A 25641-nucleotide genomic window follows, 5' to 3' on the forward strand; every position below is an offset into this window, starting at 1 on the left:
TAGTTAATAGTTAATAGTTAATAGTTAATAGTTAATAGTTAATAGTTAATAGTTAATAGTTAATAGTTAATAGTTAATAGTTAATAGTTAATAAATCGTTGTTACTTGCTTATTCATCGGCTGCTGCTACGTTGCAGATATACTGGCTATAAATTTGTTCTATGTTGGCCAAAATAGCCGCTTTACCTTGAATGTCGGCATTGCGGATAGTGTCAGTGATAACGGCCAGCGTGTGCACCTGTTGAGCCTGCGTTGCCATTGGTCGATAACTTAAGTGCCAAGGTTCACGGGATACACCACCAAGGTCTCGACGGTAAGGGCGATAAAAACCACAGTCGGCAATATTATTATCTAACCAAGTCGATAGTGCTGCTAAATAGCCTCCTTCATCATACTCTTGTGGGATCAGTTGTAACTGATAACCTGCTGGTAATGCGCTGTAGTCACAGACATCAATTTCCGTCCCCCAATGATGGCGACTGGCACCGGGCAGCATTGACCAGCGTAATATGGCGAATATCTTTTGTTCTTCACTAAGTATAGCGGTATCTAGCGGTTGGCTGTCATGATCCAAAATCGGTCTGAGGCCATTAAATTTATTATTCCAAATACGCAGTTGTTGCTCAAAAGAGCGAAAGCATGAAACCACATCGAGATTAAACCCAGCTTGTTTAGCACGTGCTTGCAGTTGTTGAAATGCGGGTAATGTTTGTTGATGGATCAAATGCTGCGGTTTATCTGCAGGTGATGTCATCGCTGAGGACATTGCACAAGGCATGACTAGCGCTGTTAAATGGCTTTGTGTTTGCCCTGTTAACGCTGCAGTTGTGAGTAACGTGTTAGCTAGCATCAGGTGATACCGTGCGGTCACAGTGGCCAAGATCGCGCGTTGGGGCGATGATGTCCCGGACACGTTGCTTCAATATTTTGGCTTCAGGAAAACCGCCGTCTTGTTTGCGTTCCCAAATCAGTTGTTGGTTGCAATGGATCTCGAAGCGACCACCTGTGTCTGGGTGCAGACTGATTTTACTGATATCTTCAGCAAAGGTATGCAGGAGTTCTTGCGTTAGCCAGGTTGAGCGCAACATCCAGTTACACTGTCGGCAATAGTAAATATCAATTTCAGCTTTGATCTCTGACACGTCAAGGTCCTCTTTTTATGACTTATTCTCACGTATGATCACTTATCCTAGCGTTATTATTGACTTGGGTATATGATTTTGTCGCTTATTTAGGGTACACTTCGGCCTCATTTTCAGCATCGGTTTTTTAAATGTATAGCATTCTATTTCAAAATAATGATTTCTTGGTTATCAACAAAGCAGCAGGCATTGGTTTTCACGATGAAGACGGCGTTGATGGTATTTGTTCTATTGTCAGAAAGGATATTGGCAGATTAGTTTTTCCAGTACACCGTTTAGACAAAGTGACATCAGGATTGTTGTTATTAGCTAAATCATCAGAAGCGGCTGCTAAATTAGCGAAGTTATTTGAATTGCACGAGATCCAAAAATATTACTTGGGTGTTATCGATAGCAAGCCAAAGAAAAAACAAGGTTTAGTAAAAGGCGATATGGAACGTTCGCGTCGCAGCATGTGGCGTTTAACTAAAACGTTAACGAATCCTGCCGTTACACAGTTTTTTACGCAAAGCATCGGTGATGGCAAGCGTTTAGTGGTGTTAAAACCACACACAGGCAAGACACACCAGTTACGTGTTGTATTAAACAGCCTAGGTAGCCCTATCTGTGGTGATCCGCTGTATCAAAGTGCTGATGCTTGGAAATACGATCGTGCTTACTTACACGCGTATTGCCTACAGTTTACCTTAGATGGCGAAGACTTTAGCTTTGTAGCGGATGAGCTTAGCGGTAAAGAGTTTGAAACTGCTGCATGTAAAGAAGCATTAGTTGCTTATGCACAGCCTGAGATTCTGGCTTGGCCAAAAGTATAATTGCTATAGCCAAGCTACAGTACACTTGTTTGATGAACTATTGGTTTGATGAACTATTGGTTTGATGAAATATGAGTTTGATGAAATATGAGTTTGGTTAAACATTAGCTTGGTTAAATAATGCATAAAAAAATGGCCAACGTAGCACTCTTTATCGAGTAATGCGTTGGCCATTTTTGTTAATAAAGATTCATTTATTCAAACAAGAACAAATTAGTCTTATTCCAATTAAAACTATTTATTCAAATTAAAACAGGTCAGCAATCATTGCTTCTAGTTTGTTTTGGTCGATAGCGAAGTTACGGATACCTTCAGCTAGTTTTTCAACAGCCATCGGATCTTGGCTGTGATCCCAACGGAATGCAGCTTCAGTTAATTTCGCTTTTGGTGCCGTTTTTTCTACGTCTGCAAATAGTGCTTGTGCAACAGGCGCTGAAGAGTTTTGTAGTTCTTCTAATAGCTGAGGTGCAATCGTTAGACGGTCACAACCAGCAAGTGCTAGGATTTCACCTGTGTTACGGAAGCTTGCGCCCATAACAACCGTGTTATAACCCGATGCTTTGTAGTAGTTGTAGATCGTGCTTACCGAGATAACGCCTGGATCGTTAGCGCCTTCATACGTTTCGCCTGTTTTCGCTTTATGCCAATCCATGATACGGCCAACGAAAGGAGAGATCAGGAATACGCCTGCTTCTGCACATGCTTGCGCTTGCGCGAAAGAAAATAACAGCGTTAGGTTACAATTGATGCCCATTGCTTCAAGTTGTTCTGCAGCGCGGATACCTTCCCAAGTAGAAGCCAGTTTGATCAGAATGTTTTCTTTCTCAATGCCCACTTCTTTATATAAATCGATTAGTAATAACGCTTGTTTCACACTTGCTTCAGTGTTGTAAGAAAGACGAGCGTCAACTTCTGTAGAGATGCGACCTGGAATTGTCGTTAAGATCTCTTTACCAATTAATACTGCTAATTTGTCACATGCTAGCGCAACTTGTGTTTCTGGTGTTGCATTTTCTTTAGCGTAAGCAATTGCTTGTGCTACTAGTGGTTGGTAAGTCGGTAATGCAGCTGCCTTTAGGATAAGTGATGGATTCGTCGTCGCATCTTGAGGCTGGTATAATTTAATTGCATCCACATCGCCTGTATCTGCAACAATAGTGGTTAATTTACTTAGCTGTTCTAACTGATTACTCATTATTTTATTTCCACAATTATATTATTGATCGGTGTAAGGGCTTACCGTCACTATCATTAATATTGATTATAATGTCAATACTATAAACCAGACTGTTTTAAACCTGACAGGTTCGAATCTGAGTTTTATTGAAATGCGATAATTTCTGGATCACATCTTATCATGACCTTCATTCGAAAGTATGTAGGCTTTCATCACGTTTTTATGACAAACTCGATTGATAAAATAGTACTTGCAATCACATTCTGCTGCGGTATGTTGTTTATATATAATAAATAGGATATATGAGCAACGTAATGGAAAAAGATACCTTAAATAATGTACATATTTGTTCTGAACAAGTATTGATGACACCTGCCGAATTAAAATCAAAATTACCTATTTCAGATCATGCACTTGGTTATATACATTCTGCACGTGAAACGATTGCTAATATTATCGCTGGTACAGATAAGCGCTTGTTAGTCGTGTGTGGTCCTTGCTCAATCCATGATGATAAAGCGGCGTTAGAATATGCCCACAAATTAAAAGCACTGCATGACGAACTAGGTGATAGCCTTTATATCGTGATGCGCGTGTACTTTGAAAAACCGCGTACAACAGTTGGCTGGAAAGGCGCAATTAATGACCCGCATATGGATGGTTCATTTGATGTTGAAACGGGTTTAATTAATGCACGTAAATTATTAATTACCCTTGCTGAAATGGAAATTCCAACAGCAACGGAAGCCCTTGACCCAATTAGCCCACAATACCTTGCTGAGTTATTTGCTTGGTCTGCAATTGGCGCACGTACTACAGAATCGCAAACGCACCGCGAAATGGCATCAGGCTTGTCTATGCCTGTTGGCTTTAAAAACGGTACTGACGGTAGCTTATCAACGGCAATTAATGCCATGAAATCAGCTTCGCATTCACATCGCTTCATGGGTATCAACCAAGAAGGCCAGGTGGCATTATTGCAAACTCAAGGTAATCCAGACGGTCACGTTATTTTACGTGGTGGTAAGCAACCTAACTACGATTCAGTTGCGGTTGCATTAGCAGAGCAAGACATGGTTAAAGCGGGTTTACGTCCAAGCTTGATGGTTGATTGTAGCCACGCTAATTCAAATAAAAACCATGAGCTACAGCCATTAGTTGCGAAGAATGTTATTCACCAGATCCAGGAAGGTAATAACTCAATTATCGGTGTGATGATTGAAAGTCACCTTAATGGTGGTAATCAGTCGTCAGAACAACCGATTGCGGATATGGCTTATGGCGTGTCTGTGACAGATGCCTGTATCGATTGGGCGACGACTGATACATTATTACGTGAAACAGCCATTGAATTAAGCAGCTGTTTATCTAAAAGAACATAATAAGGTGAATGGTCAGTGATACTGGATCCGTTAGGTAAATTAAGAGATAAAATAGATGATGTTGACCAGCAGTTGGTTGACTTACTCGCACAGCGTATCGCCTTAGTGGCGGAAGTAGGTGAGATAAAAAGTGAGCATGGCTTACCTATTTATGTACCTGAACGTGAAACGGCGATGTTAGAGAAACGCCGTGAAGAAGCAGAGAGCAAAGGCGTGCCTGGCGATTTGATTGAAGATGTATTACGCCGTGTTATGCGCGAATCGTATGCATCAGAAAAAGATTCGGGTTTCAAAACAGTGAAACCTGAGCTGGGTCGTGTTGTTGTTATCGGTGGTGCGGGTAAATTAGGTATGTTGTTTGTACGCATGTTCCGTTTGTCTGGTTATCAGGTTGATATTCTTGAGCAAGGCGACTGGGATAAGGCGGATGCATTATTTGCTAATGCTGGGCTGGTGGTTGTTTCTGTACCGATTAACTTAACTGAAACCATTATCGCTAAGTTAGGCCGTTTACCCAAAGATTGTGTATTGGCTGACATCACCAGTATTAAGAATAAGCCGTTACAAGCGATGCTTACTGCGCATGAAGGTCCAGTTGTTGGTTTACATCCCATGTTTGGTCCTGATGTCGGAAACTTAGCGAAACAGGTTATTGTTTGCTGTGATGGCCGTGGTAAAGCTCAATACCAGTGGTTGCTAGAGCAAATGCAGATTTGGGGCGCGCGTATTTATGATGTTGATGCAAAACAACATGATGAAGCGATGACCTTGATCCAGGCATTACGTCACTTTACGACGTTTGTTTATGGTGCGCACTTAGCGGAAGAGAATCCTGATATCCAGCAATTACTGGACCTAAGTTCACCGATTTATCGCTTGGAATTAGCCATGGTCGGGCGTCTGTTTGCACAGGATCCAACCTTGTATGCTGATATTATTTTAGCGTCAGACAATAACATAGCTATGATCCGCCGTTATGCCGAACGCTTTATGCAAGCGGCAGACATGTTAGAGCGTAAGGATAAAGCTGGTTTCATCAACTCGTTTGAAACAGTATCTGATTGGTTCGGTGACTATTCAACGCAGTTCTTGCAAGAAAGCCGCAACTTATTATTACAAGCGAATGATAATCGCCAGTTCTTTGGTGTTGAGAGTTAAGAGTTGGTGTTGAGAGTTAAGAGTTGGTGTTGAGAGTTAAAAGCTTTGGTGTTGAAAATTAAGCACTCGCCAACCGGTTATTAAGCTGGATTGCAGACAAATAAAAAGAGCATCTCTGAGTTAGAGATGCTCTTTTTTTATGCGTCTGTTTTATTTTATATCGAATTCATATTAACAAACTACAGTAAATCTTCAGGTACGTCCGTTGCTGCCACGTCTTCGCTTGGGTAACAACCTAAGACTTTCAGCTGGTTGGTGATGCGTGTTAGTTGTTTAATCACCGTCTGCATGTTTTCAGATTGTAAGTTAGCGGCAACATCAATATAGAACATCTCTTCCCAAGGATTACCTTGAATAGGGCGTGATTCTAATTTAGTCATGTTTACGCCTTGTTCGCGTAATACTAATAATGCTTCTACTAGACAACCAGCTTGTTGACCTGTCGACATTGTAAACGTCGTTTTAGCTGGAATTTGTACGGCAACATCAACAGGCTTACGTGCAACGACAATAAAGCGGCTGTAGTTTTCAGTTTGATTTGCTAAGCCTGTACGAATTGGTTTCAGACCGTACAGTTCACCACCAGTAATACTACCAATAGCAGCGACTGTATCGTTGTTTAATTCTTTTACTTTTGCCATCGCAGCTGAAGAGCTATCCACAAATTCAATTTTAATATGTGGATGAGCACTTAAAAACAGTGAACACTGTGCAAATGGTTGTGGATGCGCGTAGATCGTTTTTATTTTTGATAAGTCAGTATCTGACGTTGTGATTAAACTATGCTCAATTGGTTGAGTTAGCTCACCCACAATCGATAAACTGGTGTGCTGTAATAAGTCGTAAACATCATTAATACTACCCGAAGATGTATTTTCGATTGGTAGCATACCGTAATCAGCTTGGCCTTTTTCCACCGCAGAGATGATTTGCTGGAAAGTCGGGAAACCTAATTCCACCAAGCTGTCGTCTTGACGTGCAAAATATTTCTTACAAGCAAGGTTAGAGTAAGAACCTTTATCACCTAAGAATGCGACTCGCGCAACTGATACCGCCGCGTTAGGGTTTTTGATTTGTTGTAAAAATGCTTGCTGTAATAATACTGAGTCTTCAAGTACTGTGTGATAAATGTTCATAATGTAGTTGCTATCAAGGCCAAGTTCACGACCTTGGTTAATTAGACGCACTAATAATTGCTGTTCACGGTCTTGGTCACGTACTGGTTTACTCGTCGATTGCTTACTCTTTGCCACTTCGATGGCTAATTCTCTGCGTTCGGATAGTAATGCTAATAAGTTGCTATCAAGTGTGGTAATACGAGTTCTAATATCGTTGAGGTCTGCCATGAAATAGGATCCTTGTGCGTACTCTATAGGTTAGGGTATCTATATGCCTAATTGTGCGCATTTATTTTTAATTGATAGTTTATTTTTAAGTGATGGTTTAATTTATTTATCTAGCGAGGCAAAGTCAAGGTATCAAAGGTAAACTGCGGAAATAAAAAAGCGCAGTCCTATGCTGCGCTTATTTGTTGCACCTCTAATATGTAGAGATACAGAAATTATTAGATTCTTATATTAGTATTCGGCGAGTTCTAACTCGTCGTGAGAAATCTTTTCAACAGGTAGTTCTTCGCCGCTGATGATACCTGCGCGACACTGCTCTTTACCGCTTTTATGCGCTGAGTGTTTTTCGCTGTATTTATTTAATTGACGCTCTAGCTTTTGGCCTAAAATCGTAATTGCAGCGTAAAGATCTTCTCCTTCAGAAACTGCGAGTAGCTGGCCTTGAGGAAGATGAATGCTAGCCTCAATTTTTTTAATGTTATTCTTGTCTTTACTGATAGTTACGTGCGGGTTAATCATTGGAATATTAAAGCGTTCTAGCTTCGCATATTTCATCGCAAGTTTTTCATGCATAGGAGCCGTAACTTTGATTTCTTTACTGGTTATTTCAAATGTCATAGACATCTCCTTGGGGTAATGACCTGATTTGGTACAACTTCAGAATACGACTTTCAGGTTAAAAAAAAGTGACTTGTGTCACGTTTTTAAGCTTGGTATTTAAAATGCCTAAAAAGTGTGATCAGCTAATCATTTATAGGTGTTTATCTTAAATGCGTTGTTTTATAGCGGTTGCTTAGGCATTATGCCTAGTCCTGTAGTCGATAAATTTAAATAATAGCTGAACCCAATAATATGCCTGATAAATGTAATATAACCAGTCCACATGCCGAATCTGTTGTTGAAGCAGCAGGCCTTAACCAGGTGTTATTACAATTAACTGTTATTGATTGGTGTAATAGTGATGAATTTGTGCGCTTTATTGACGATATCGTTAATACCACAATTACATCATTAACGCTTAAAAATGTAGATATTCAGCTTTTTGACGACACGTTCGCTGAACTTAGCTTGTTATCCCCACAGATCATCACTCATGTAAATCAAAATAATAGCTTTGATTTGTCGGAATTATCACAATTACATTCAGATCATGACGTTGTGCGAATTATTGCCAAAGACGACTTTTTAAAGACGCTTAACTTGGTTGTGCCGCTATTCAATAATAATATTTGTATTGGCGTGATGCATTTCAATGGCATTATCGAAAGTGATGAACCTGCACCCAATACGTTATCTTTTTGTCGGGCTATTGCAGCGTTAATTCAGCGTAATTTTCGCTTGATGGATAATGAGTTACGTTATGGCCTGTCTATGCTTAGCGCGAGCCAATCGCAAGATGAATTCCATCGTTTAGCATTTTTTGATTCGTTAACCGGACTGGCTAATCGCCGTTTATTAAATCAAACCATTGAAGCGGAATACCTGTTAGCGAAAAATAATGATGTGGTTGGTGCGTTGTTGTTTATTGACCTGGATTTTTTTAAAGCGATTAACGATTCTTTGGGACATGCGGTGGGTGATGGCATCTTGGTCGAGGTTGCTGAACGCTTAAAAGAGATCCCAAGGGCTGAAGACTTTATTGCGCGTCTTGGTGGCGATGAATTTGTGATTTTATTGCCTGGTTTATCAGAAAACCCAATGCATGCAGAGCAACATGCCAATTTACTGGCTGAGCAATTAATTACCCGTATTTCTGAGCCGTATACATACAAGGGTCAATCTTTGTATATTGGTGCGAGTATTGGTGTCACCTTGTTCCCAAGTAAAGGTCAGCAAGCTGATGACTTATTACAGCAAGCTGATACCGCGATGTATCAAGCTAAATCGAATGGTCGTAAAAAAGTATCATTTTTTGATATCACCATGCAGCGTAAAGCTGATAAACGCTTACATATTTATAATTGCCTGAAAAGTGCAATTGCGAAGAATGAATTATTTTTGCATTATCAACCTCAGCACATGGTGCAAAGTGGTGAGATCATTGGTGTTGAAGCGTTAGTTCGCTGGCATTTAGACGGTAAAAAGCTGATTTCACCAGCAGAATTTATTCCTATTGCCGAAGAAACTGACCTGATTATTGATATTGGTATTTGGGTGTTGCAAGCCGCCTGCCGTCAATTTGTCGAATGGCAATCGCAAGGGATTGAGGTACCGCAATTATCGGTTAATGTGAGTACCCGTCAGTTTCATGATCAAAACTTTGTTGATTCGATTCTCATGATATTAGATGAAACAGGCATGGACCCGATGCAATTGAACTTAGAGATCACGGAATCTGTGGTGATTGAGCATGCCGAAGAAGCCATTCGAACCATGACAGACTTAAAGAATGTCGGTGTTAGCTTTGCTATTGATGACTTTGGCGCGGGTTATTCATCGCTAAGTTATTTAAAGCGTTTACCAGCCAATGAATTAAAAATAGATCGCTCGTTTATTCAAAATATCCCGCTTAATGTTTCTGATATGGCAATTGTTGAAGCTGTTCTGGCGATGGCAAAGCACATGGGCTTTAATGTGACCGCTGAAGGTGTTGAAAGTCGCCAGCAGTTGGAGTTTTTACAGCGTCAGGAATGCAGTTTTTATCAAGGCTTTTATGCAAGTAAACCTTTGTCTGCAGAGCATTTGGCTATTTACATCAAACGTCTACAAGGATAGTGGATGTTAGTTATAACCCTAAGGTTATAAATTTCGATATTTAATGAACATTTTTGTCACTTTAGTATCTATATCCTTGTTAAAGGGTGTTAAATAAGAGTGAAACAAGAGTTAAATGCTATTATTTTAGTAACTCATTAAATCACGTTCTTCATCGGCTAAAGGAACCTCGCCATGAGAAAACTGCTCCGAACCATATTATTATCCTTCAGTGCATTATTGTCACTTAGCTTATTACTATTTACGCAGCCTGTCTTCGCGACACTAAACGAAAGTGAACCTCGACGACATGCTATTTCGATGCATGGTGACCCTGTCTATGGGCTAGATTTCACTCATTTCAATTATGTTAATTTAAATGCCCCTCGTACTGGCTCTTTACGTCGCGCAGCAATGGGTAGCTTCGATAACTTTAATGCTTATATTGTTAAAGGCGTTGCTGCTGATGGCACTAGCTATCTGTTTGATACCTTGATGCAGCAAAGTAGTGATGAAGCCTTTACGTTATATGCTTTAGTCGCAGAATTCATTGAAGTGCCTGACGATCGCAGTTGGGTGCGTTTTCATTTAAACCCTAAAGCGCGCTTTTCTGATGGTAGTGCATTAACGGCTGCAGATGTGAAATTTACATTTGATGTATTGATGGAAAAAGGCGTACCGCAATTGCGAGCGCAATACAAAGAAGTGACGAAAGTTGAAGTCGAAAGTGAATCCGTTATTAAATTCAGTTTTAAAGACAACAAAAATAAAGAACTGGCTTTGATTTTGGCGCAATTACCGGTGTTTTCAGAAAAAGACTGGCAGGGTAAAGATTTTGCCAAGGCGACCTTACATGTCCCACTTGGATCTGGACCATATACCATTAAATCATTTGATGCTGGACGTAGCATTGATTATCAACGTAATGACAACTACTGGGCGAAGGACTTACCTGTCAATCGTGGACGTTATAATTTCAGGCATGTCATTTTTGATTATTACAAAGATGGCAGCATTGCGTTTGAAGCATTTAAAGCTGGAGAAGTTGATTTTAGATCCGAAAATATTTCTAAACAATGGGCGACGGGTTATCAGGGTAAGCAATTTACCTCGGGTAACATTATCAAAGAAGAGATCCAGCATCAGAACCCACAAGGTATGCAGGCATTTTGGTTTAACCTGCGTAAAGATAAATTTAAAGATCCCAATGTACGTAAAGCATTAGGATTAATGTTTGATTTTGAATGGACCAATAAGACATTATTTTATGGTGCTTATAAGCGTTCAGAGAGTTTTTTTAGTAATTCGGAATTGGCAGCAAGGGGCATTCCTGAAGGTGATGAACTCGCCCTGCTTACACCGTTTAAAGCACAGCTACCTCCCGCGTTATTTACGCAAGCATATACATTAGATAAAACCAAAGGTGATGGTCGCGTACGCAAGCAGCAGCGCCAAGCCATCAGCTTATTGAAGCAAGCGGGTTGGACATTAAAATCAGGCAAGATGGTCGACGCTAAGGGTAAACAATTAAGTTTGGAATTTTTAGTGTATAGCCCGTCATTTGAACGTGTTATTCAGCCGTTCCGTAAAAATTTACAGCGTATCGGTGTGGCCTCAGAGATCCGTATTGTCGATGTATCACAGTATATTAATCGTTTGAATAGTTTTGATTTTGATATCTACACCTTGATTCAAGCGCAAAGTTTATCGCCGGGCAATGAGCAGTTGAGTATGTGGGGCAGTGAATTTGCCAATGTACCTGGTACACTTAACCGTATCGGTTTAGAAGATCCAGTGGTAGATGAGTTGGTGACCGCGGTGATTAATGCCACAGACCGTAAAAACTTAGTGGCAGCCACGAGGGCGCTAGACCGTGTGCTACTATGGAAAAATGTCGTGATCCCGCAATGGCATATCAGCAGCTATCGGGTTGCTTATTGGCAGCAGATACAACGCCCCGAAAAATTACCTCAGTACAGCTTAGCCATCGATAGCTGGTGGCAAAAGGCCGATACGGTTAGCGGGCAAGCTGCGATAGGTGGATCGAGTACAATGAATGGATTAAGTATCAGCAGACAGGATAATTAAATTACATGTGGAGTTATATTTTACGTCGCTGTTTATTAATGATCCCGACCTTGTTGGGTATCATTACGCTTAATTTTATTATTATTCAAGCAGCCCCTGGTGGACCTGTTGAACAGTCGTTAGCTAAATTACAGGGTATTGAATCGTCTGCCACGAGTCGTGTTGATGGTAATAGTCAGGGCGAAGTCAACGTTAATTTAAATAACGGCGATGCTGGTCAATACCGTGGCGCTCAAGGTGTTGACCCTGAATATATTAAAGAATTAGAGCGCTTGTACGGCTTTGATAAACCTTTGCATGAACGTTACTGGAAAATGCTAAAGAGCTATGTGTTATTTGATTTTGGCGATAGCTTTTTCCGTGATAGCTCGGTGATTGATTTGGTGTTGGATAAGTTACCTGTGTCTATTTCCTTGGGGTTGTGGACGACGATCTTGGTGTATCTTATTTCGATACCGCTGGGGATTAAAAAAGCCATTTCCCATGGTTCTGCGTTTGATGTTTGGAGTTCCACTGCGGTGGTGATTGGTTTCGCTATTCCTAATTTTTTATTCGCGCTATTACTTATCGTGCTGTTTGCCGGTGGCAGTTATTTTGATTGGTTCCCATTACGTGGGTTAACGTCGGCTAACTTCGATGAATTATCAACTTTCGAGCAAATTAAAGATTATTTCTGGCATTTGGCTTTACCTGTTTTAGCCTCTGTGATCAGCAGTTTTGCCACGTTAACCTTACTGACTAAAAATACCTTTTTAGACGAAATTAATAAGCAATATGTGACAACTGCTAGGGCCAAAGGCTTGAGCGAAAATCAAGTGTTATACGGGCATGTTTTTCGTAATGCGATGTTGTTGGTTATTGCTGGACTTCCGGCCGCACTGATCAGTATTTTCTTTACTGGTTCCTTGATGATTGAAATTATTTTCTCGCTCGATGGCTTGGGCTTGTTAGGCTTTGAATCGGTGATCAACCGTGATTATCCCGTGGTATTTGGTACCCTGTATATCTTCACGTTAATGGGACTGATTATTAAGTTAATCAGTGATGTCACCTATATGCTGATTGACCCACGCATTAATTTTGAGGCGCAATCATAATGGGCTGGATCACTACTTGGCAGCGGATAAAACAAAATCCGATGAACCTAAATCGATGGCAAACCTTTAAGCATAATAAACGCGGTTATTGGTCGTTATGGCTGTTTAGCGGATTATTTTTATTGAGTCTATGCGCTGAAATTATTGCTAATGATAAGCCGTTGTTAGTGCGTTATAACGACAGCTATTACTTACCTATTTTATATGATTATAGCGAACTGGAGTTCGGCGGTGAGCTAGATATTCTGGCGGATTACCGTGATGAATATATCCAAGAGATTATTCTTGAACAGGGGGATATGTGGTGGCCGCTGATCCCGTTTAGTTATGATACTTTTAATTATGATTTAACCGTACCAGCACCTTCAGCACCCGATATAAACAATTTATTAGGCACGGACGATCAAAGTCGTGATGTCTTAGCGCGGCTTATTTATGGTTTTCGTATCTCGGTATTGTTTGCCTTAACGCTGACGATATTTAGTTCGATCATTGGCGTTATTGTCGGCGCGACACAGGGCTATTTTGGTGGCCGAATTGATTTGTATGGCCAACGTTTTATCGAGATATGGTCTGGCTTACCTATGCTGTTTTTGTTGATTATTTTAGCTAGTTTAGTACAGCCTAATTTTTGGTGGTTGTTGGGTATCATGCTGCTGTTTAGTTGGATGGCGCTGGTGGATGTCGTGCGGGCTGAGTTTTTACGTGGACGCCACCTCGAGTATGTGATTGCGGCAAAAGCACTGGGACAATCCCATCGAGCGATTATGTTTAAGCATATTCTGCCGAATGCCATGGTGGCGACGATGACGTTTATGCCGTTTATTTTTACCGGCGCATTGACTACGTTAACCTCGTTGGACTTTCTAGGTTTTGGCCTTGAGGTGGGCTCGCCTTCGTTAGGTGAATTAATTAAGCAGGGTAAAAATAACCTGCAAGCACCTTGGTTAGGTATTACGGCATTTGTGTCGATGGGCGTGATTTTGGTATTGCTGGTATTTATTGGTGAAGCGGCACGCGATGCGTTCGACCCACGTAAGGGAATGTCATGACGGTATTAGAAATAAATGATTTATCGATCAATTTTGGTTCGAATGAAGTTGTTAAGCATGTTTCTTTTTTGATTGAAAAGGGCAAGACATTTGCCCTTGTCGGTGAAAGTGGTTCGGGTAAATCAGTCACTGCTTTGTCTATTTTACAATTACTGCCTTTTCCGGCTGCGCATTATCCATCGGGCAATATTAAGTTAATGGATAAGGACGTTATTGGCAAAAATCATGCGGTCATGCAATCGCTACGTGGCAACCGTGCCAGTATGATATTTCAAGAACCGATGACGTCGTTGAACCCACTACATACTATTGAAAAACAAATATCTGAAATACTCTTTCTACATCAAGGGCTCAATAAAAAGGCGGCACACGCTCGCTGTCTGGAATTGCTGGCATTGGTGGCCATTCCCGACCCGGTAAACCGCTTAGGCTCTTATCCGCATGAATTATCTGGAGGTCAACGTCAACGTGTGATGATCGCGATGGCGTTAGCCAACGAGCCTGACTTATTAATTGCTGATGAACCGACCACGGCACTGGATGTGACAGTGCAATTACAAATTTTGGAATTGCTCAAATCATTACAAGCTAAGCTCGGCATGGCGATATTAATGATCACTCATGATCTTAATATTGTCCGACATTTAGCGGATGATGTGGCGGTGATGCAGCAAGGTGAAATAGTTGAATCGGGTAGTGTTGAGCGTATTTTTACGAACCCACAACATAGCTATACCAAAACTTTGTTAGACGCAGAGCCACAACGTGACATACCCGTATTGCTAAGCTCGGAGCCGTTATTACAGGTTAATGATTTTAAGGTATGGTTCCCGTTAAAGAGAGGCTTACTGCAACGCACCTATGACCATGTTAAAGCGGTTGATGGTGTGTCACTGCAATTACATCAAGGGGAAACGTTGGGTATTGTCGGTGAAAGTGGTTCAGGCAAAAGTACCTTGGTACGCGGGTTACTGCGGTTAATTAATAGCGAAGGTGATATTTGTTATAACGGCACTAATTTGCAGGGGCTCAATTTAACTGCGATGCGGGTATATCGTCAGTCGCTACAAATTGTGTTTCAAGATCCGTTTGGTAGTTTAAGTCCGCGTATGTCTGTACGGCAGATCATCAGTGAGGGCTTAGAGGTGCAGGGTCAACATAGCGATGCTGAAATTGAAACCGCCATTCATCAAGCTTTAGTGGATGTGGCTTTACCGGCGAGTGCTTTAGAGCGCTATCCACATCAGTTTTCAGGTGGCCAGCGTCAGCGTATTGCTATTGCACGGGCGTTAGTATTAAAACCTAAGATCTTGATTTTAGATGAGCCGACATCCGCATTGGATCGCACCGTACAAAAGCAAATTTTAGATTTATTGTGCCAATTACAGCAACAGCACCAATTAAGCTATATTTTTATCACCCATGACTTAAGCGTCGTCAGAGCGATGAGCCACCGTGTTTTAGTGCTTAAAGCAGGTAAAGTAGTGGAAGAGGGGGAAACTGAATCTGTGTTTAATCAGCCTCAGCAAACTTATACGCAAGCCTTGTTATCAGCTGCAATGTGTTTTAGCTAATGGCTATTGAATGCGATTGGTGAAAGCTATTTACTGGGAGTTATTTATTAAGTACTACTTATTTAATTACTGATTTAGTACGTGAAGTGACTCGTTTAGCACTTGGAGTTAATACTTTAGAGATACTTTTGTAGTGTTGATACTGGAAGCATGTTAGATTCGAATCACAAGATTTATGCGATTTTATTAAAATAAAGGATTATGGATGTCATCACTTGGAAACCATTTTTATCAGTATTTGTTAAGCGCTCAGAAAAGTGACGATGATAAAATTAAAGGTCGCGGTATTATTACCTTTGCACTGGTCGGTATTATTATTGGTGGTTATAGCGCATTAAAATGGAATAACCTCGATATCACAGCATTAGTCAATAGTTCTATGATCATGCTCATTGGCTTTATTTGTAGCATTGTGTTGATCAAACTTGCTGTGCATCCGATTATTGCCGGTAACGTCATGCAGCTTGGCGGCATGATCCATCTCACTAATTTAATGTTTCAAACGGGTGGTGCCAGCTCACATTCGATTATGTGGATTGCAGCAATGACCGTTTTTGCTTATATACTGATGAATGCACGATCTGGTTTTTTTTGGTCTGTGATCATGGTGATGATTTATGTTGCTATGATCGTCATGGACTATAGCGGTTATGAATTACCGCAATTGGTATTATCTACAAAAGATGCCCAAGTTGAACATTATTCAGCGCTACTATTGCCTCCTCTCGCTATTTGGTTTTCAAATCATTACAACAATACCTTACGCAGTAAAGCGATAGCCAGTAATCAGGCGGCGTTATTAGCGGCGGAATCAGCGTCACAAGCGGCGGTGCAAAGTCGTGAAGAATTACAGCTGTTATTTAATCAAGTCGGTGATACGGTCAAACAGTTGATGAAAACCTCGCACGATCTGACGACGCATTTATCGGTGATGTCACAATATGCTAAAGACATCGATGATGGTGTTGGCGAGCAGGTTTTTGCGACAAATCATATTAATGAACTATTACAGAATACCGCGACGTTAGTTAGTCAGTCTAACGATATCATCCAGACGGTCAGTAATGACTCTCAGCGTGCTGAAGAGCAAGCGGATAATAGTTCTATTGCGATGACGGCAACAATCACGTCAATGTCGGATATTAAAGCCAGTAATGATGCGATCGAAAAAGCTATTATGGTGATCACCGATATTGCCAACCAAACGAATTTATTAGCGCTTAATGCGGCTATTGAAGCGGCAAGAGCCGGGGAGATGGGGCGTGGGTTTGCGGTTGTTGCGGATGAAGTGCGTAACCTTTCCAAGCGCAGTACAGAGTCAGCCAATGAAATTAAGCTACTTATCGAAAAAAGTTCTTCTGATGTAAATAATGGTTATGAAGCTGTTGAGACCAACGCCGAAACCTTTGCTGAAATTATAGATGCAGTGACGAATATGAGCGGTCAGATAAGCAGTGTGACGGATAATGTGGTCAATACGGATAAAAACATCAGTGGTGTGCTCTCTGCTAGTGAGCAAGTGATCTCAGTGACGAAGAGTAACGAAGTGAATGTGCAATCTATGACGCAAAGTATCAGTGAGTTATTACAAGTGAGTAATGATTTAGGCGATATGTCGAGCCATTTGATGACGATGGTTAATAAGCATGCTTAGCCTCATTATTGTAAGCTATTTGTTAAATTATAGCCTTAAGCGATTGGCGTAAATTGTAACGTACAGCTGTAAAATACGACAGACACAAAAAAGCTCACTTATCATGGTGAGCTTTTTTGTAAATCTGAATGCTGTCTTTTTTCCAAAGCGCTAACCCGAAGTTAGAGTGAGATAACCAAGCACGCCGGCATTGAAAGTTCAAATACGATGTATACCATCTGTTTGACCAATAAAGTGGTCGGCTGTTTCGGTTTCTGATTTAAATATAGCGCATTACTTTTAATATGCAACTGTTGATATCTTATTTTTAGTGGTTTATTTTTGATGATTATTAACTTAGTGACATAGATCGTTATGATACGTGTAAATAACTGTTAAATTAAACCTGACCTCACAAAGAATTAATGTAGTTGCGAGCGGAGCCTTTGCACTACTTTAATGACATAGAAATAATTGCTAGATAAGGATATCAAATGCAGTTACTTAAAATAATCGTGATGATGACGGTGTTGTTACCGATATTGTGGCCGGCAGTCGCGAAAGCAAATAATTGTGCCATCGTAGTTAAATTAGAATCAGCTTATTTACAGAATAAAACGATTTACCTTGATGAGACTTTATCCCAGCCAGTGGTGGATCATCAATTATGCCTTAGCAGTGATATTGCGCATAATACTGGGCCTTATTATTTGGAGTTATTTTCAGAGCAAGGTATCAACCTCGACGCTTTACTTATTTTTCCTGAATATATCCAACGTGACGTGGTGCTCATTACCACGGCTGACTTACTGATTAATTTTTGTCGTCAATGTAATGACCTTGAGTATTATGAGCAGTTTATTAATTCCACTTCTGTACAAGCTGTTGCTACAAAGATGGATGCTATTATTGCCAAACGCCCACAAGCGATTATGCTTGATGTGATCAAGCAGCAATTTCAACAGACGTTATTAAATCTTTATAAATTAGACATCGTTCCACAGCAAGTTATCGAGCCTGAAGTGGATAATCAGCCCGTTGACACTGATTTAAAAAAAGCCGATTTGAACAACGCAGATGCTCAACACGTTGCGGTGAAAGAAGTTGATGGGGATGAACAACATCGGCTTCAGCAACTGCAAAAGCAAGGTTTCTCGGTACAGCTACCGCATCACTTCCTACCCGTGTATCAAGGCGCAGAGTTAAAGAACTTCATTCCGGAAGGTTTAGACCTTAATCGTGTCGCAAGTTTACCATTAGCCAGTTATAGCGTTGATGCAAGTGCGAGAACAGTACTGGATTTCTATCAATCCTTGTACCCAGATTATGCCCGGATCAAGTTTGGCAATTTTGTGGTGTTGGTCGAAGATAAACAGCCATTTGAGGGATATAGTCCTGAGTATATGGCGATCCCGCATATCGTGATTTCGGCAGACCCGCTTGGTCACGGTAACACGATATTACAAATCATTTATCGACCAGACACCACTGGTATTAAGGGAAGTCGTGTAATGACCTTTAAACCCGTGACATGAGCAATTTGATCCTCATCCCACAGGGTATCTTGGGTTATTGAGAGCGTTAAACTGACGGCGATGCCTTGTATTATGCCTAATAGTAATCCCAGTAGAATATAGCTGATGATAGGTAAGTTAATTGTTTGTTCAGAAATGAAGGGAGGAGTCACTATTTTAATGTTGGTTGTTAATTCATGCTCGCCAAGTGCGTTACTTATTATGATCATTTCATGACGTGTTGATAGATCTAAATATAAGTTATTTTTAGCGAGGTAATCACGTTTTAATCGCAGTAATTCCAATTCAATCGTGACATATTTATGCTGATTATCTTGGAATCTTTGGTGCTGTTCTTCCAGTTTTGCTCGCTCTTGTGTTATTTTTTCGATGTGATGCTTGAAACGTTCATAATCTTTAAGTTGTCTCAGTAGTAGAGGTGTTAGCTGGGTAGCTAATGCCTGCTGTGTTAGTCTTGCTATCCGGCTGAGAAATTGTTCCAGGGATTGCTGAGTTTGAATATGGGTCAGTAATTCGCGTCTTTGTTGCTTTAAACGTGCTAACTGTTGATTGGTTGATTTTACCTGTGAATGCTGTTCGGTGTAATGCTGCTGTTGTTGGATTTTTAGTGCTTCTAGCTGCATGATCTTGTTATCAATGAACTGAGCCGCTGGATTGGTAAGAATGAGTTTTTTGGTGAGTAATGTGAATTTAGCTTGGTATAACGCTAATTCCTGAGTTGTCTTTTGTAGGCGCGTATTAATATCGGTTAGTGCCAATTCCCTTGCTTGATATAATTCAGGAATGATATCGATATTTTTTTTCGTGTAATTTAACAAAACCTGTTCGGATTTTTGTAATATTTTATGCTGTTGATTAAGTTGCTCTGCAAGGAAGGCTTTACTGCTTAATGCCAGATCTTGATTCGGTTTAGTCAGGCGTAAAATAAACTGCTCGGTGACCACGGATAAGATCACACTTAACTGCTGCGGATCAGGCCATTCCATTTCAATTTTAATCAGCTCTGATCCCGTTAGTGACAGCTTTAAGGCGTTTTTAATTTGATTAATGACTTGTTGTTGTTGCCAAGCTGAATCATTTTCATCAATTAATCCAACTTGTTTCGCGACTTCCAGTAATATTGGTTTGCGCTTGACCAGAATATTGATCGCTTTAAAGCGAGATTGGATGTTAAAGGGGAGTGATAGCTCAGCTAAAAATGGATTTAATACGGTGCTTTCTTGTAATAATATATTGGTATGTGAATAGTAATTTTCAGGTATGCTGCGCCCAACAAAGTAGCCTATTATTGGCATAGTGATGATGGGGATCAGTAAGTAAAAGCGTTTTCGCCAAAATATAGCACAAAGCTGATAAAGCTTAATCCATAGGGCCATAAGTCATTGCCATAAAGTGAACGCGTCATAGGAACCTTTATTAAAGGTAGTTAGCGGTATGCATTATGGCAACATTCATTTAAATAAAAGTACTTATTTAAAAACAGCAGATTAGTTGTTTTTATCTGTGTTTTTTTGCGCCTGTAAGGCTATTTCGCAGAGGGTTTCTATCCCTTGCACGACTCGGGGTGAAAAACGGTGTGAAACATCGGGGTTAACTCGAAATATATTTCCATGCTTAACGGCTGGAATACTTTTCCAGATTTGCCATTGGGCTAATTCTGCATCATTTACTGACCCGGCGATGATCACCGCGGGTTGTTTCACTAGTACTTGCTCTACGTTGATAACTGGATAGGGTACTGGACTGTCATTAAACACATTGTTAAAGCCACATAATTGAAATTGTTGCTGCAACCAGGGGTCATTCGCTACTGTCATTAACGGGGTTGGCCAGACTTGATAGAATAAATCTTGTTGTGGATTATGTTTATATTTAGTGCGCAGTGTGGCCAAGGCTGTTCGGTACTGATCACTGACGGGGTCGGCAATCTTTTCTGTGCCAAGCATTCTGCCAAGTCGCTGTATTTGAATGCCGATATCATCTAACCCACCGGTTTTTGAGGCATAAACTGGTATGCCAAATTTTTTCAGTTGCTCGATGTCCGCGGCTGAATTACCTTGCTGCCAGTAAATAATCATGTCTGGTTCTAACGCCAGTATGGTTTCGACATTGATCTGCTGTGAGCTAGCAACAATTGGCAATGTTTTGGCGGCTTCAGGGTAATCTGAATAAGCACTGACGCCGATAAGTCTATCGCCACCGCCAGCGGCAAATACTAATTCTGTGGTGTGCGGTGATAGCGAGATGATACGCTGTGGGTACTTTTTTGACTCTGTTAGTGATTGCGCATGTACAGATGGAAATAGTACAGATGGAAATAGCAATGACAATGCCATTATGAATAGACTAACGGAGCGTACGTGAACAAACATAAAAACTCATTGTGGTGAAAAGTGAAAAAGTGAAAAAGTGAAAACTGTAGTAAATCTAGCTGGTTTATTTAATCGCAATAAGCACATAAATAGCAGTGATAAAGCATAACCAAATCACCATTGCCAAGGTCAGTTTTTGCTGTGCGCGCTGGATATCTTCGCGCTGTGCTGGTTGGTTATGGCCAAGTTGGCTAAAGCGTTGCATTACGCCTTGGTATTTACGTGGGCCACCAAGTTGGATCGCGAGGCTGTAAGCAAAACTCGATAATAACAAGCCGCTGCCAAAGTGATGCCATTTCTTTGCTTGCTGGATTAAATTCGATAATGGACTTGTCGCGCGTTGTAAGCTACGTAATGTGCACGCCAGTATAAGATGAGTTGGTAATGCTAATAACTGCAATACGGCCCCCACCGGGCGACCGAAGTGACGATTGTCTGCTAGTTTGCAATTCCAGTTATGGGCCATCAATTGAATGACACGATAAATAATGGCTGGCCAGATACCCAAGCAACTATACCAAAAGATAACAGCAAACCATTGGTAGCTATTACGTAAACACAGGTTCTCGATACTGGCTTTATGTAAGCCGAGCAAGGAAAGCTGGTCTAAATCACGTAATATACGTGGCTGTATTTGGGTGATGATGGTTTGTTTTTCGAGTGTGCCTAAATCGACAGTGGGTAAACTAATTTTCTCCCACTGTAATAAACACAGTAATAACAGTAATTCAAAAATGATGCTTTCAATGACAATAAACTCAATGACTACGGCGATGGCTAATATAAAGCAGAGCATGATGAACGTGGCAAGGCTACCGGCAATGACTTGTTGCTGGTGGCTACGCTGAGCGTTATTGACTTTATTTGCGATAGCATGGCATAAGTTATTTATCAGTTGCGTGGGGTGATAGCGCGCTGGGCAGAGCGGTAAACGGGCAATAATGATAGCAGTCAGTAAGATAAATACTGACTGCATACTGGTCCAATCCATGGCCAAATTCATGCTATTTTAATTCTTTAAGCATGTTTAGTACCATCGCTGAAGAGTTTTTCGCTGCTACAACGAGGTATTCTTCAAATGATGTTGGTGATTCTTTACCTGCAATATCAGATAGCGAGCGGATCACTACAAACGGCACCTCAAACTGGTGACATGTTTGTGCGATTGCTGCTGCTTCCATTTCTACGGCAGCCATTGTCGGGAAGTTAACGCGTGCTTCTTCCACTTTCTTCGGATCACACATAAAGCTATCGCCAGTACAAATTAGACCTTCGATAGTTTTGATTTCACTGTCTGCTGCAATCGCTTTTTTTGCTGCTGCAACAAGACGCGTATCTGGAATGAATGCCGCAGGTTTTTGTGCACATTGACCCATTTCGTAACCGAATACCGTTAAGTCTACATCGTGATGACGTACTTCACTTGAGATCACGACATCACCAACTTTAAGCGCTTTATCATAACCGCCAGCAGAACCTGTGTTGATGATGTAATCAGGCTTGTAATGTTCAAGTAGTAGCGTTGTTGCTACTGCAGCCGCTACTTTACCAATACCTGATTTACTTAAAATAACATCATGACCAGCAAGTGTACCACTGTAGTACTCACAACCAGCTTGAGTAAATGTCACTACGTTATCTAGTTGCTCACGCAGGATCTCAACTTCCTGCTCCATTGCACCAATAATACCTATTTTCATCGTCGTCTCTAAATCTGTCTGGAAAGCCGCTATGCTAGCACAATTTGAGGGGGAATTAATGGCCGTATTAATTAAAAGAAACGCCTAAGCCAAATGCCAGTCGAAAGTCATTTTTTTCTAATGGGTTACCATCCACATCAGCTAGCGGGTTATTGACTCTGTCCCAGAAAAAAGTAATGTCGAAATCAAGCACATCAGTTAACTCAATATCGAAATTTAACTTGGTATTTTGTAGGAAACCACCAAGTTCAGATTCTGTAGCGGTGATTTTGTAACTTAATTCCAAATCAATTTGGTCATGTATCTCTCGTTCATAATCGACTGTCAGGGATACGGCGAGGCTGGAATCGCTACTATCCAATTGGGTGTCAGTATATTCATACTTTGTATACAGGTAAGATGGACCTAAGTTCATTTCTAATTCTTGATCGCCATCATCAATAAACTGATAACCGATACCCATACCGAGATTGATTCGGGTGTTTACATTCTGGAGTGGATCACGGAAAAGACTTAAATCAAGCGGTCGGAAAAATAAATCTTTGTCGCTGTAAACATCGTAGGTCGTGGTAAAACGATGATTCTCATCTGTTTGGACGTTATTTGTTTCACCAATAATGGCGATGTATGATGCTTTAATACGTGATGCTGTTGTGTGTCGAGAAAGCTCTGCATTGGTATTATATTCAAGTTTATTGGTATTACCTGAGCTAAGATTTGCACCAAAAGTGATCTTTCCTTGCCAAATATTAGCGCCTGTTTCGAGGCCGGCGATCAGTGTCATGAGATCGTCTTGGACAACTTCATGTTGGCGATTATTACTGACGACTAATATACCGTCTTCAAGCTTAATCATCCCGGTAATGATCTCGCCATTAATGGTTCTAACCGTAAATAACTGACGGCTGTTAATACGGCTTATGTCACTCCAGCTAATTTTTAAATCGCCAAGATCGTCACTATCAAAAGCCAGTTTGTCATCATACAAGTCTTCGATATTACCAATTAAGAATTCACCTGATTTAAGCCAGATCCAATCTTCGTCGATCCCTAAACTATCTGCGAGTATGACTTCTTGACTGTTTTCAGTTGTCGTGACGGCCTCGCTATTATCGGCAATGTTGGTACTGGTTTTAATTGATTCATTCTTAGGCGTGTCGGTGTTGATATAGTCGCCTAGGATTATCTCTTGCGCAGCAAAACTCGGCGCGCTATATAGGGCACTGATAAAAATGAGCGTCATGCTGGTGACTACCAATCGATGAAGGGCAGTTATGGAGAGATTAAACGAATTCATTATCACCAAGTATTGAGGCCATAAAGACCGTTAAATTGATGGACATGATACAAAAAAAAAGCAGGTAATTAAATATATTATCGTTTTTATGACCGTAATTTACATATAAAAAAACGCTAGCACAATTAATGCTAGCGTTTTTAATTAGATAATCAGCGCTTTAATTATTTAAACCTCTAAATAATCCAGCATAGCTTCGGCAGCACGTCGACCTTCATCAATTGCTGTTACTACAAGATCTGAGCCTCGAACAGCATCACCGCCTGCAAATATTTTCGGGTTTGCAGTTTGGAATGGGAAATCACTTTCAGCTGGGGCAATAATACCATTCCAGCTGTTTGTTGTGACACCTTCGTCCAATAGCCATTGTGCAGGATCGGGTTGGAAACCAAACGCTTGAATAACCGCATCAGCTTTGAGTATGTGTTCAGAACCAATCACTTGTTCAGCGCGACGACGGCCTTTTGCATCAGGCTTACCTAAATGGGTTTTAACCATTTTAACACCAACCGCTTTATCATTAGCAACCTCAACATCTAACGGTTGCAAGTTCCATAAGAACTTTACGCCTTCTTCTTTGGCGTTTTTAACTTCACGCTTAGAACCTGGCATGCTGATTTCATCACGACGATAAGCACAAGATACAGTTTTTGCGCCTTGACGTACCGCTGTTCGTACGCAATCCATCGCAGTATCACCACCACCAAGGACAACCACGGTTTTGCCTTTTAGATTGATAAATTCATCAATACTCTTTTCAAAACCGAGTTCATGATTGGTATTGGCAATCAGGTAAGGCAGGGCATCATAAACGCCTTTTGCAGCGCCATTGTTAAAGCCACCATTGATGTATTTGTACGTACCAACACCAACAAATACCGCATCGTATTCTGACACTAAGTCACTGAATTGAATATCTCGACCAATTTCAGTGTTGAGGCAAAACTCAATGCCCATGTCAGTAAATACTTCACGGCGATGGGTCATTACACCTTTATCTAGCTTAAATGCCGGAATACCAAACGTTAACAGACCACCAATTTCAGGATTTCGGTCGTATACGACCGGCGTCACACCATTACGTACTAAGATATCTGCAGCGGCAAGGCCTGCTGGACCTGCGCCAATAATCGCCACTCGTTTGTCGTTGCGAATTACTTTCGACATATCAGGACGCCAGCCAAGTTTAAAGGCTTCATCGGTAATGTATTTTTCAACATTACCAATCGTCACGGCACCAAAATCATCATTGAGCGTACAAGAACCTTCGCATAAGCGATCTTGTGGACAAACTCGGCCACAAACTTCAGGCAAACTGTTGGTTTCATGGCAAAGCTCAGCCGCTTCGATAATGCGACCTTCTTCAACCAATTTTAGCCAGTTAGGGATATAGTTGTGTACTGGGCATTTCCATTCACAGTACGGGTTACCACATTCTAAACAGCGACCCGCTTGCATTTTTGCTTGGTTCGACGTAAATGGCTTATAAATTTCGATAAAGTCGACTTTACGGATCTTTAACGGTTTTTTTACTGGATCAATGCGTTGTACATCGACAAATTGAAATACATTATTACTCATG

The 25641-nt window shown here is 40.9% G+C and carries 21 protein-coding genes; 10 read left to right on the plus strand and 11 right to left on the minus strand.

What is annotated here, in order from left to right:
- Nucleotides 1-109: 109 nt before the first annotated feature.
- Both FR932_RS00925 and FR932_RS00930 read right to left on the minus strand, forming a co-directional pair.
- On the minus strand, nucleotides 110-850 hold the full coding sequence (locus FR932_RS00925) for a M15 family metallopeptidase (protein ID WP_019440789.1): 741 nt from the start codon (nucleotides 848-850) through the stop codon (nucleotides 110-112).
- Nucleotides 840-1142 carry an Rdx family protein gene (locus tag FR932_RS00930; RefSeq protein ID WP_019440790.1) on the minus strand — a complete coding sequence of 101 codons (303 nt, stop codon included), beginning with the start codon at nucleotides 1140-1142 and terminating at the stop codon, nucleotides 840-842. The genes FR932_RS00925 and FR932_RS00930 overlap by 11 nt, the downstream gene beginning before the upstream one ends.
- 131 nt (nucleotides 1143-1273) lie before the next feature.
- On the opposite strand from FR932_RS00930, the gene FR932_RS00935 reads away from it, so the two are divergent.
- Nucleotides 1274-1954: a TIGR01621 family pseudouridine synthase gene (locus FR932_RS00935; protein ID WP_019440791.1), complete on the plus strand. Its 681-nt coding sequence runs from the start codon at nucleotides 1274-1276 to the stop codon at nucleotides 1952-1954.
- Nucleotides 1955-2201: 247 nt separating this feature from the next.
- Here FR932_RS00935 and tal read toward each other — a convergent pair whose 3' ends face one another.
- Complete coding sequence (tal, locus tag FR932_RS00940) at nucleotides 2202-3149, minus strand: transaldolase (protein ID WP_019440792.1); 948 nt, start codon at nucleotides 3147-3149, stop codon at nucleotides 2202-2204.
- A 296-nt stretch (nucleotides 3150-3445) separates the two neighbouring features.
- On the opposite strand from tal, the gene FR932_RS00945 reads away from it, so the two are divergent.
- On the plus strand, nucleotides 3446-4513 hold the full coding sequence (locus FR932_RS00945; protein ID WP_019440793.1) for a 3-deoxy-7-phosphoheptulonate synthase: 1068 nt from the start codon (nucleotides 3446-3448) through the stop codon (nucleotides 4511-4513).
- 15 nt (nucleotides 4514-4528) lie between these two features.
- Nucleotides 4529-5671 carry a bifunctional chorismate mutase/prephenate dehydrogenase gene (gene tyrA, locus FR932_RS00950; protein ID WP_019440794.1) on the plus strand — a complete coding sequence of 381 codons (1143 nt, stop codon included), beginning with the start codon at nucleotides 4529-4531 and terminating at the stop codon, nucleotides 5669-5671.
- Between the two features lie 179 nt (nucleotides 5672-5850).
- Here the strand turns inward: tyrA and pheA are convergent, their stop codons facing one another.
- Both pheA and hpf read right to left on the minus strand, forming a co-directional pair.
- The gene (gene pheA / locus FR932_RS00955; RefSeq protein WP_019440795.1) at nucleotides 5851-7017 is read right to left on the minus strand and encodes a prephenate dehydratase; all 1167 of its coding nucleotides are present in this window, start codon (nucleotides 7015-7017) and stop codon (nucleotides 5851-5853) included.
- 231 nt (nucleotides 7018-7248) lie between these two features.
- On the minus strand, nucleotides 7249-7635 hold the full coding sequence (gene hpf, locus FR932_RS00960; protein WP_019440796.1) for a ribosome hibernation-promoting factor, HPF/YfiA family: 387 nt from the start codon (nucleotides 7633-7635) through the stop codon (nucleotides 7249-7251).
- 234 nt (nucleotides 7636-7869) lie between these two features.
- Here hpf and FR932_RS00965 point away from each other — a divergent pair, with 234 nt between their 5' ends.
- From FR932_RS00965 to FR932_RS00995, 7 genes are all read left to right on the plus strand, one after another.
- On the plus strand, nucleotides 7870-9732 hold the full coding sequence (locus FR932_RS00965; RefSeq protein ID WP_019440797.1) for a putative bifunctional diguanylate cyclase/phosphodiesterase: 1863 nt from the start codon (nucleotides 7870-7872) through the stop codon (nucleotides 9730-9732).
- A gap of 174 nt (nucleotides 9733-9906) precedes the next feature.
- Entirely contained in the window at nucleotides 9907-11799 is a 1893-nt protein-coding gene (locus tag FR932_RS00970) for an extracellular solute-binding protein (protein ID WP_019440798.1), read from the plus strand.
- A 5-nt stretch (nucleotides 11800-11804) separates the two neighbouring features.
- On the plus strand, nucleotides 11805-12896 hold the full coding sequence (locus FR932_RS00975; RefSeq protein WP_019440799.1) for a microcin C ABC transporter permease YejB: 1092 nt from the start codon (nucleotides 11805-11807) through the stop codon (nucleotides 12894-12896).
- A complete protein-coding gene (locus FR932_RS00980; RefSeq protein WP_019440800.1) occupies nucleotides 12896-13948 on the plus strand; it encodes an ABC transporter permease in 1053 nt (350 codons plus the stop codon). The genes FR932_RS00975 and FR932_RS00980 overlap by 1 nt, the downstream gene beginning before the upstream one ends.
- Nucleotides 13945-15522, plus strand: a complete 1578-nt coding sequence (locus FR932_RS00985; RefSeq protein ID WP_019440801.1) for an ABC transporter ATP-binding protein — start codon at nucleotides 13945-13947, stop codon at nucleotides 15520-15522. The genes FR932_RS00980 and FR932_RS00985 overlap by 4 nt, the downstream gene beginning before the upstream one ends.
- A 205-nt stretch (nucleotides 15523-15727) precedes the next feature.
- On the plus strand, nucleotides 15728-17176 hold the full coding sequence (locus FR932_RS00990) for a methyl-accepting chemotaxis protein (protein ID WP_019440802.1): 1449 nt from the start codon (nucleotides 15728-15730) through the stop codon (nucleotides 17174-17176).
- A 473-nt stretch (nucleotides 17177-17649) separates the two neighbouring features.
- On the plus strand, nucleotides 17650-18690 hold the full coding sequence (locus tag FR932_RS00995) for a hypothetical protein (RefSeq protein ID WP_019440803.1): 1041 nt from the start codon (nucleotides 17650-17652) through the stop codon (nucleotides 18688-18690).
- Here FR932_RS00995 and FR932_RS01000 read toward each other — a convergent pair.
- The 6 genes from FR932_RS01000 to FR932_RS01025 all read right to left on the minus strand — a co-directional run bounded on the left by FR932_RS01000 (nucleotide 18627) and on the right by FR932_RS01025 (nucleotide 25640).
- Nucleotides 18627-20066, minus strand: a complete 1440-nt coding sequence (locus tag FR932_RS01000; RefSeq protein ID WP_019440804.1) for a GumC family protein — start codon at nucleotides 20064-20066, stop codon at nucleotides 18627-18629. The two genes, FR932_RS00995 and FR932_RS01000, sit on opposite strands and share 64 nt — an antisense overlap.
- Before the next feature lie 111 nt (nucleotides 20067-20177).
- A complete protein-coding gene (locus FR932_RS01005; protein WP_019628843.1) occupies nucleotides 20178-21062 on the minus strand; it encodes a cobalamin-binding protein in 885 nt (294 codons plus the stop codon).
- 64 nt (nucleotides 21063-21126) lie between these two features.
- On the minus strand, nucleotides 21127-22038 hold the full coding sequence (locus FR932_RS01010; RefSeq protein WP_240532381.1) for a cobalamin biosynthesis protein CobD/CbiB: 912 nt from the start codon (nucleotides 22036-22038) through the stop codon (nucleotides 21127-21129).
- 28 nt (nucleotides 22039-22066) lie between these two features.
- Nucleotides 22067-22762, minus strand: a complete 696-nt coding sequence (gene mtnN / locus FR932_RS01015) for a 5'-methylthioadenosine/S-adenosylhomocysteine nucleosidase (RefSeq protein ID WP_019440807.1) — start codon at nucleotides 22760-22762, stop codon at nucleotides 22067-22069.
- A 67-nt stretch (nucleotides 22763-22829) separates the two neighbouring features.
- Nucleotides 22830-24005 carry a DUF481 domain-containing protein gene (locus FR932_RS01020; protein ID WP_019440808.1) on the minus strand — a complete coding sequence of 392 codons (1176 nt, stop codon included), beginning with the start codon at nucleotides 24003-24005 and terminating at the stop codon, nucleotides 22830-22832.
- Between the two features lie 222 nt (nucleotides 24006-24227).
- Nucleotides 24228-25640: an FAD-dependent oxidoreductase gene (locus FR932_RS01025; RefSeq protein ID WP_019440809.1), complete on the minus strand. Its 1413-nt coding sequence runs from the start codon at nucleotides 25638-25640 to the stop codon at nucleotides 24228-24230.
- Between the last annotated feature and the right edge of the window lies 1 nt (nucleotide 25641).

The sequence above is a fragment of the Moritella marina ATCC 15381 genome (assembly GCF_008931805.1).
Lineage (GTDB): Bacteria > Pseudomonadota > Gammaproteobacteria > Enterobacterales > Moritellaceae > Moritella > Moritella marina.

Coding starts and splice junctions, on each gene's coding strand:
- FR932_RS00925 (WP_019440789.1), bottom strand. CDS start 850: ATGCTAGCTAACACGTTACTCACAACTGCAGCGTTAACAGGGCAAACA.
- FR932_RS00935 (WP_019440791.1), top strand. CDS start 1,274: ATGTATAGCATTCTATTTCAAAATAATGATTTCTTGGTTATCAACAAA.
- tal (WP_019440792.1), bottom strand. CDS start 3,149: ATGAGTAATCAGTTAGAACAGCTAAGTAAATTAACCACTATTGTTGCA.
- FR932_RS00945 (WP_019440793.1), top strand. CDS start 3,446: ATGGAAAAAGATACCTTAAATAATGTACATATTTGTTCTGAACAAGTA.
- pheA (WP_019440795.1), bottom strand. CDS start 7,017: ATGGCAGACCTCAACGATATTAGAACTCGTATTACCACACTTGATAGC.
- hpf (WP_019440796.1), bottom strand. CDS start 7,635: ATGACATTTGAAATAACCAGTAAAGAAATCAAAGTTACGGCTCCTATG.
- FR932_RS00965 (WP_019440797.1), top strand. CDS start 7,870: ATGCCTGATAAATGTAATATAACCAGTCCACATGCCGAATCTGTTGTT.
- FR932_RS00970 (WP_019440798.1), top strand. CDS start 9,907: ATGAGAAAACTGCTCCGAACCATATTATTATCCTTCAGTGCATTATTG.
- FR932_RS00975 (WP_019440799.1), top strand. CDS start 11,805: ATGTGGAGTTATATTTTACGTCGCTGTTTATTAATGATCCCGACCTTG.
- FR932_RS00980 (WP_019440800.1), top strand. CDS start 12,896: ATGGGCTGGATCACTACTTGGCAGCGGATAAAACAAAATCCGATGAAC.
- FR932_RS00985 (WP_019440801.1), top strand. CDS start 13,945: ATGACGGTATTAGAAATAAATGATTTATCGATCAATTTTGGTTCGAAT.
- FR932_RS00990 (WP_019440802.1), top strand. CDS start 15,728: ATGTCATCACTTGGAAACCATTTTTATCAGTATTTGTTAAGCGCTCAG.
- FR932_RS00995 (WP_019440803.1), top strand. CDS start 17,650: ATGCAGTTACTTAAAATAATCGTGATGATGACGGTGTTGTTACCGATA.
- FR932_RS01000 (WP_019440804.1), bottom strand. CDS start 20,066: ATGGCCCTATGGATTAAGCTTTATCAGCTTTGTGCTATATTTTGGCGA.
- FR932_RS01005 (WP_019628843.1), bottom strand. CDS start 21,062: ATGTTTGTTCACGTACGCTCCGTTAGTCTATTCATAATGGCATTGTCA.
- FR932_RS01010 (WP_240532381.1), bottom strand. CDS start 22,038: ATGCAGTCAGTATTTATCTTACTGACTGCTATCATTATTGCCCGTTTA.
- mtnN (WP_019440807.1), bottom strand. CDS start 22,762: ATGAAAATAGGTATTATTGGTGCAATGGAGCAGGAAGTTGAGATCCTG.
- FR932_RS01020 (WP_019440808.1), bottom strand. CDS start 24,005: ATGACGCTCATTTTTATCAGTGCCCTATATAGCGCGCCGAGTTTTGCT.
- FR932_RS01025 (WP_019440809.1), bottom strand. CDS start 25,640: ATGAGTAATAATGTATTTCAATTTGTCGATGTACAACGCATTGATCCA.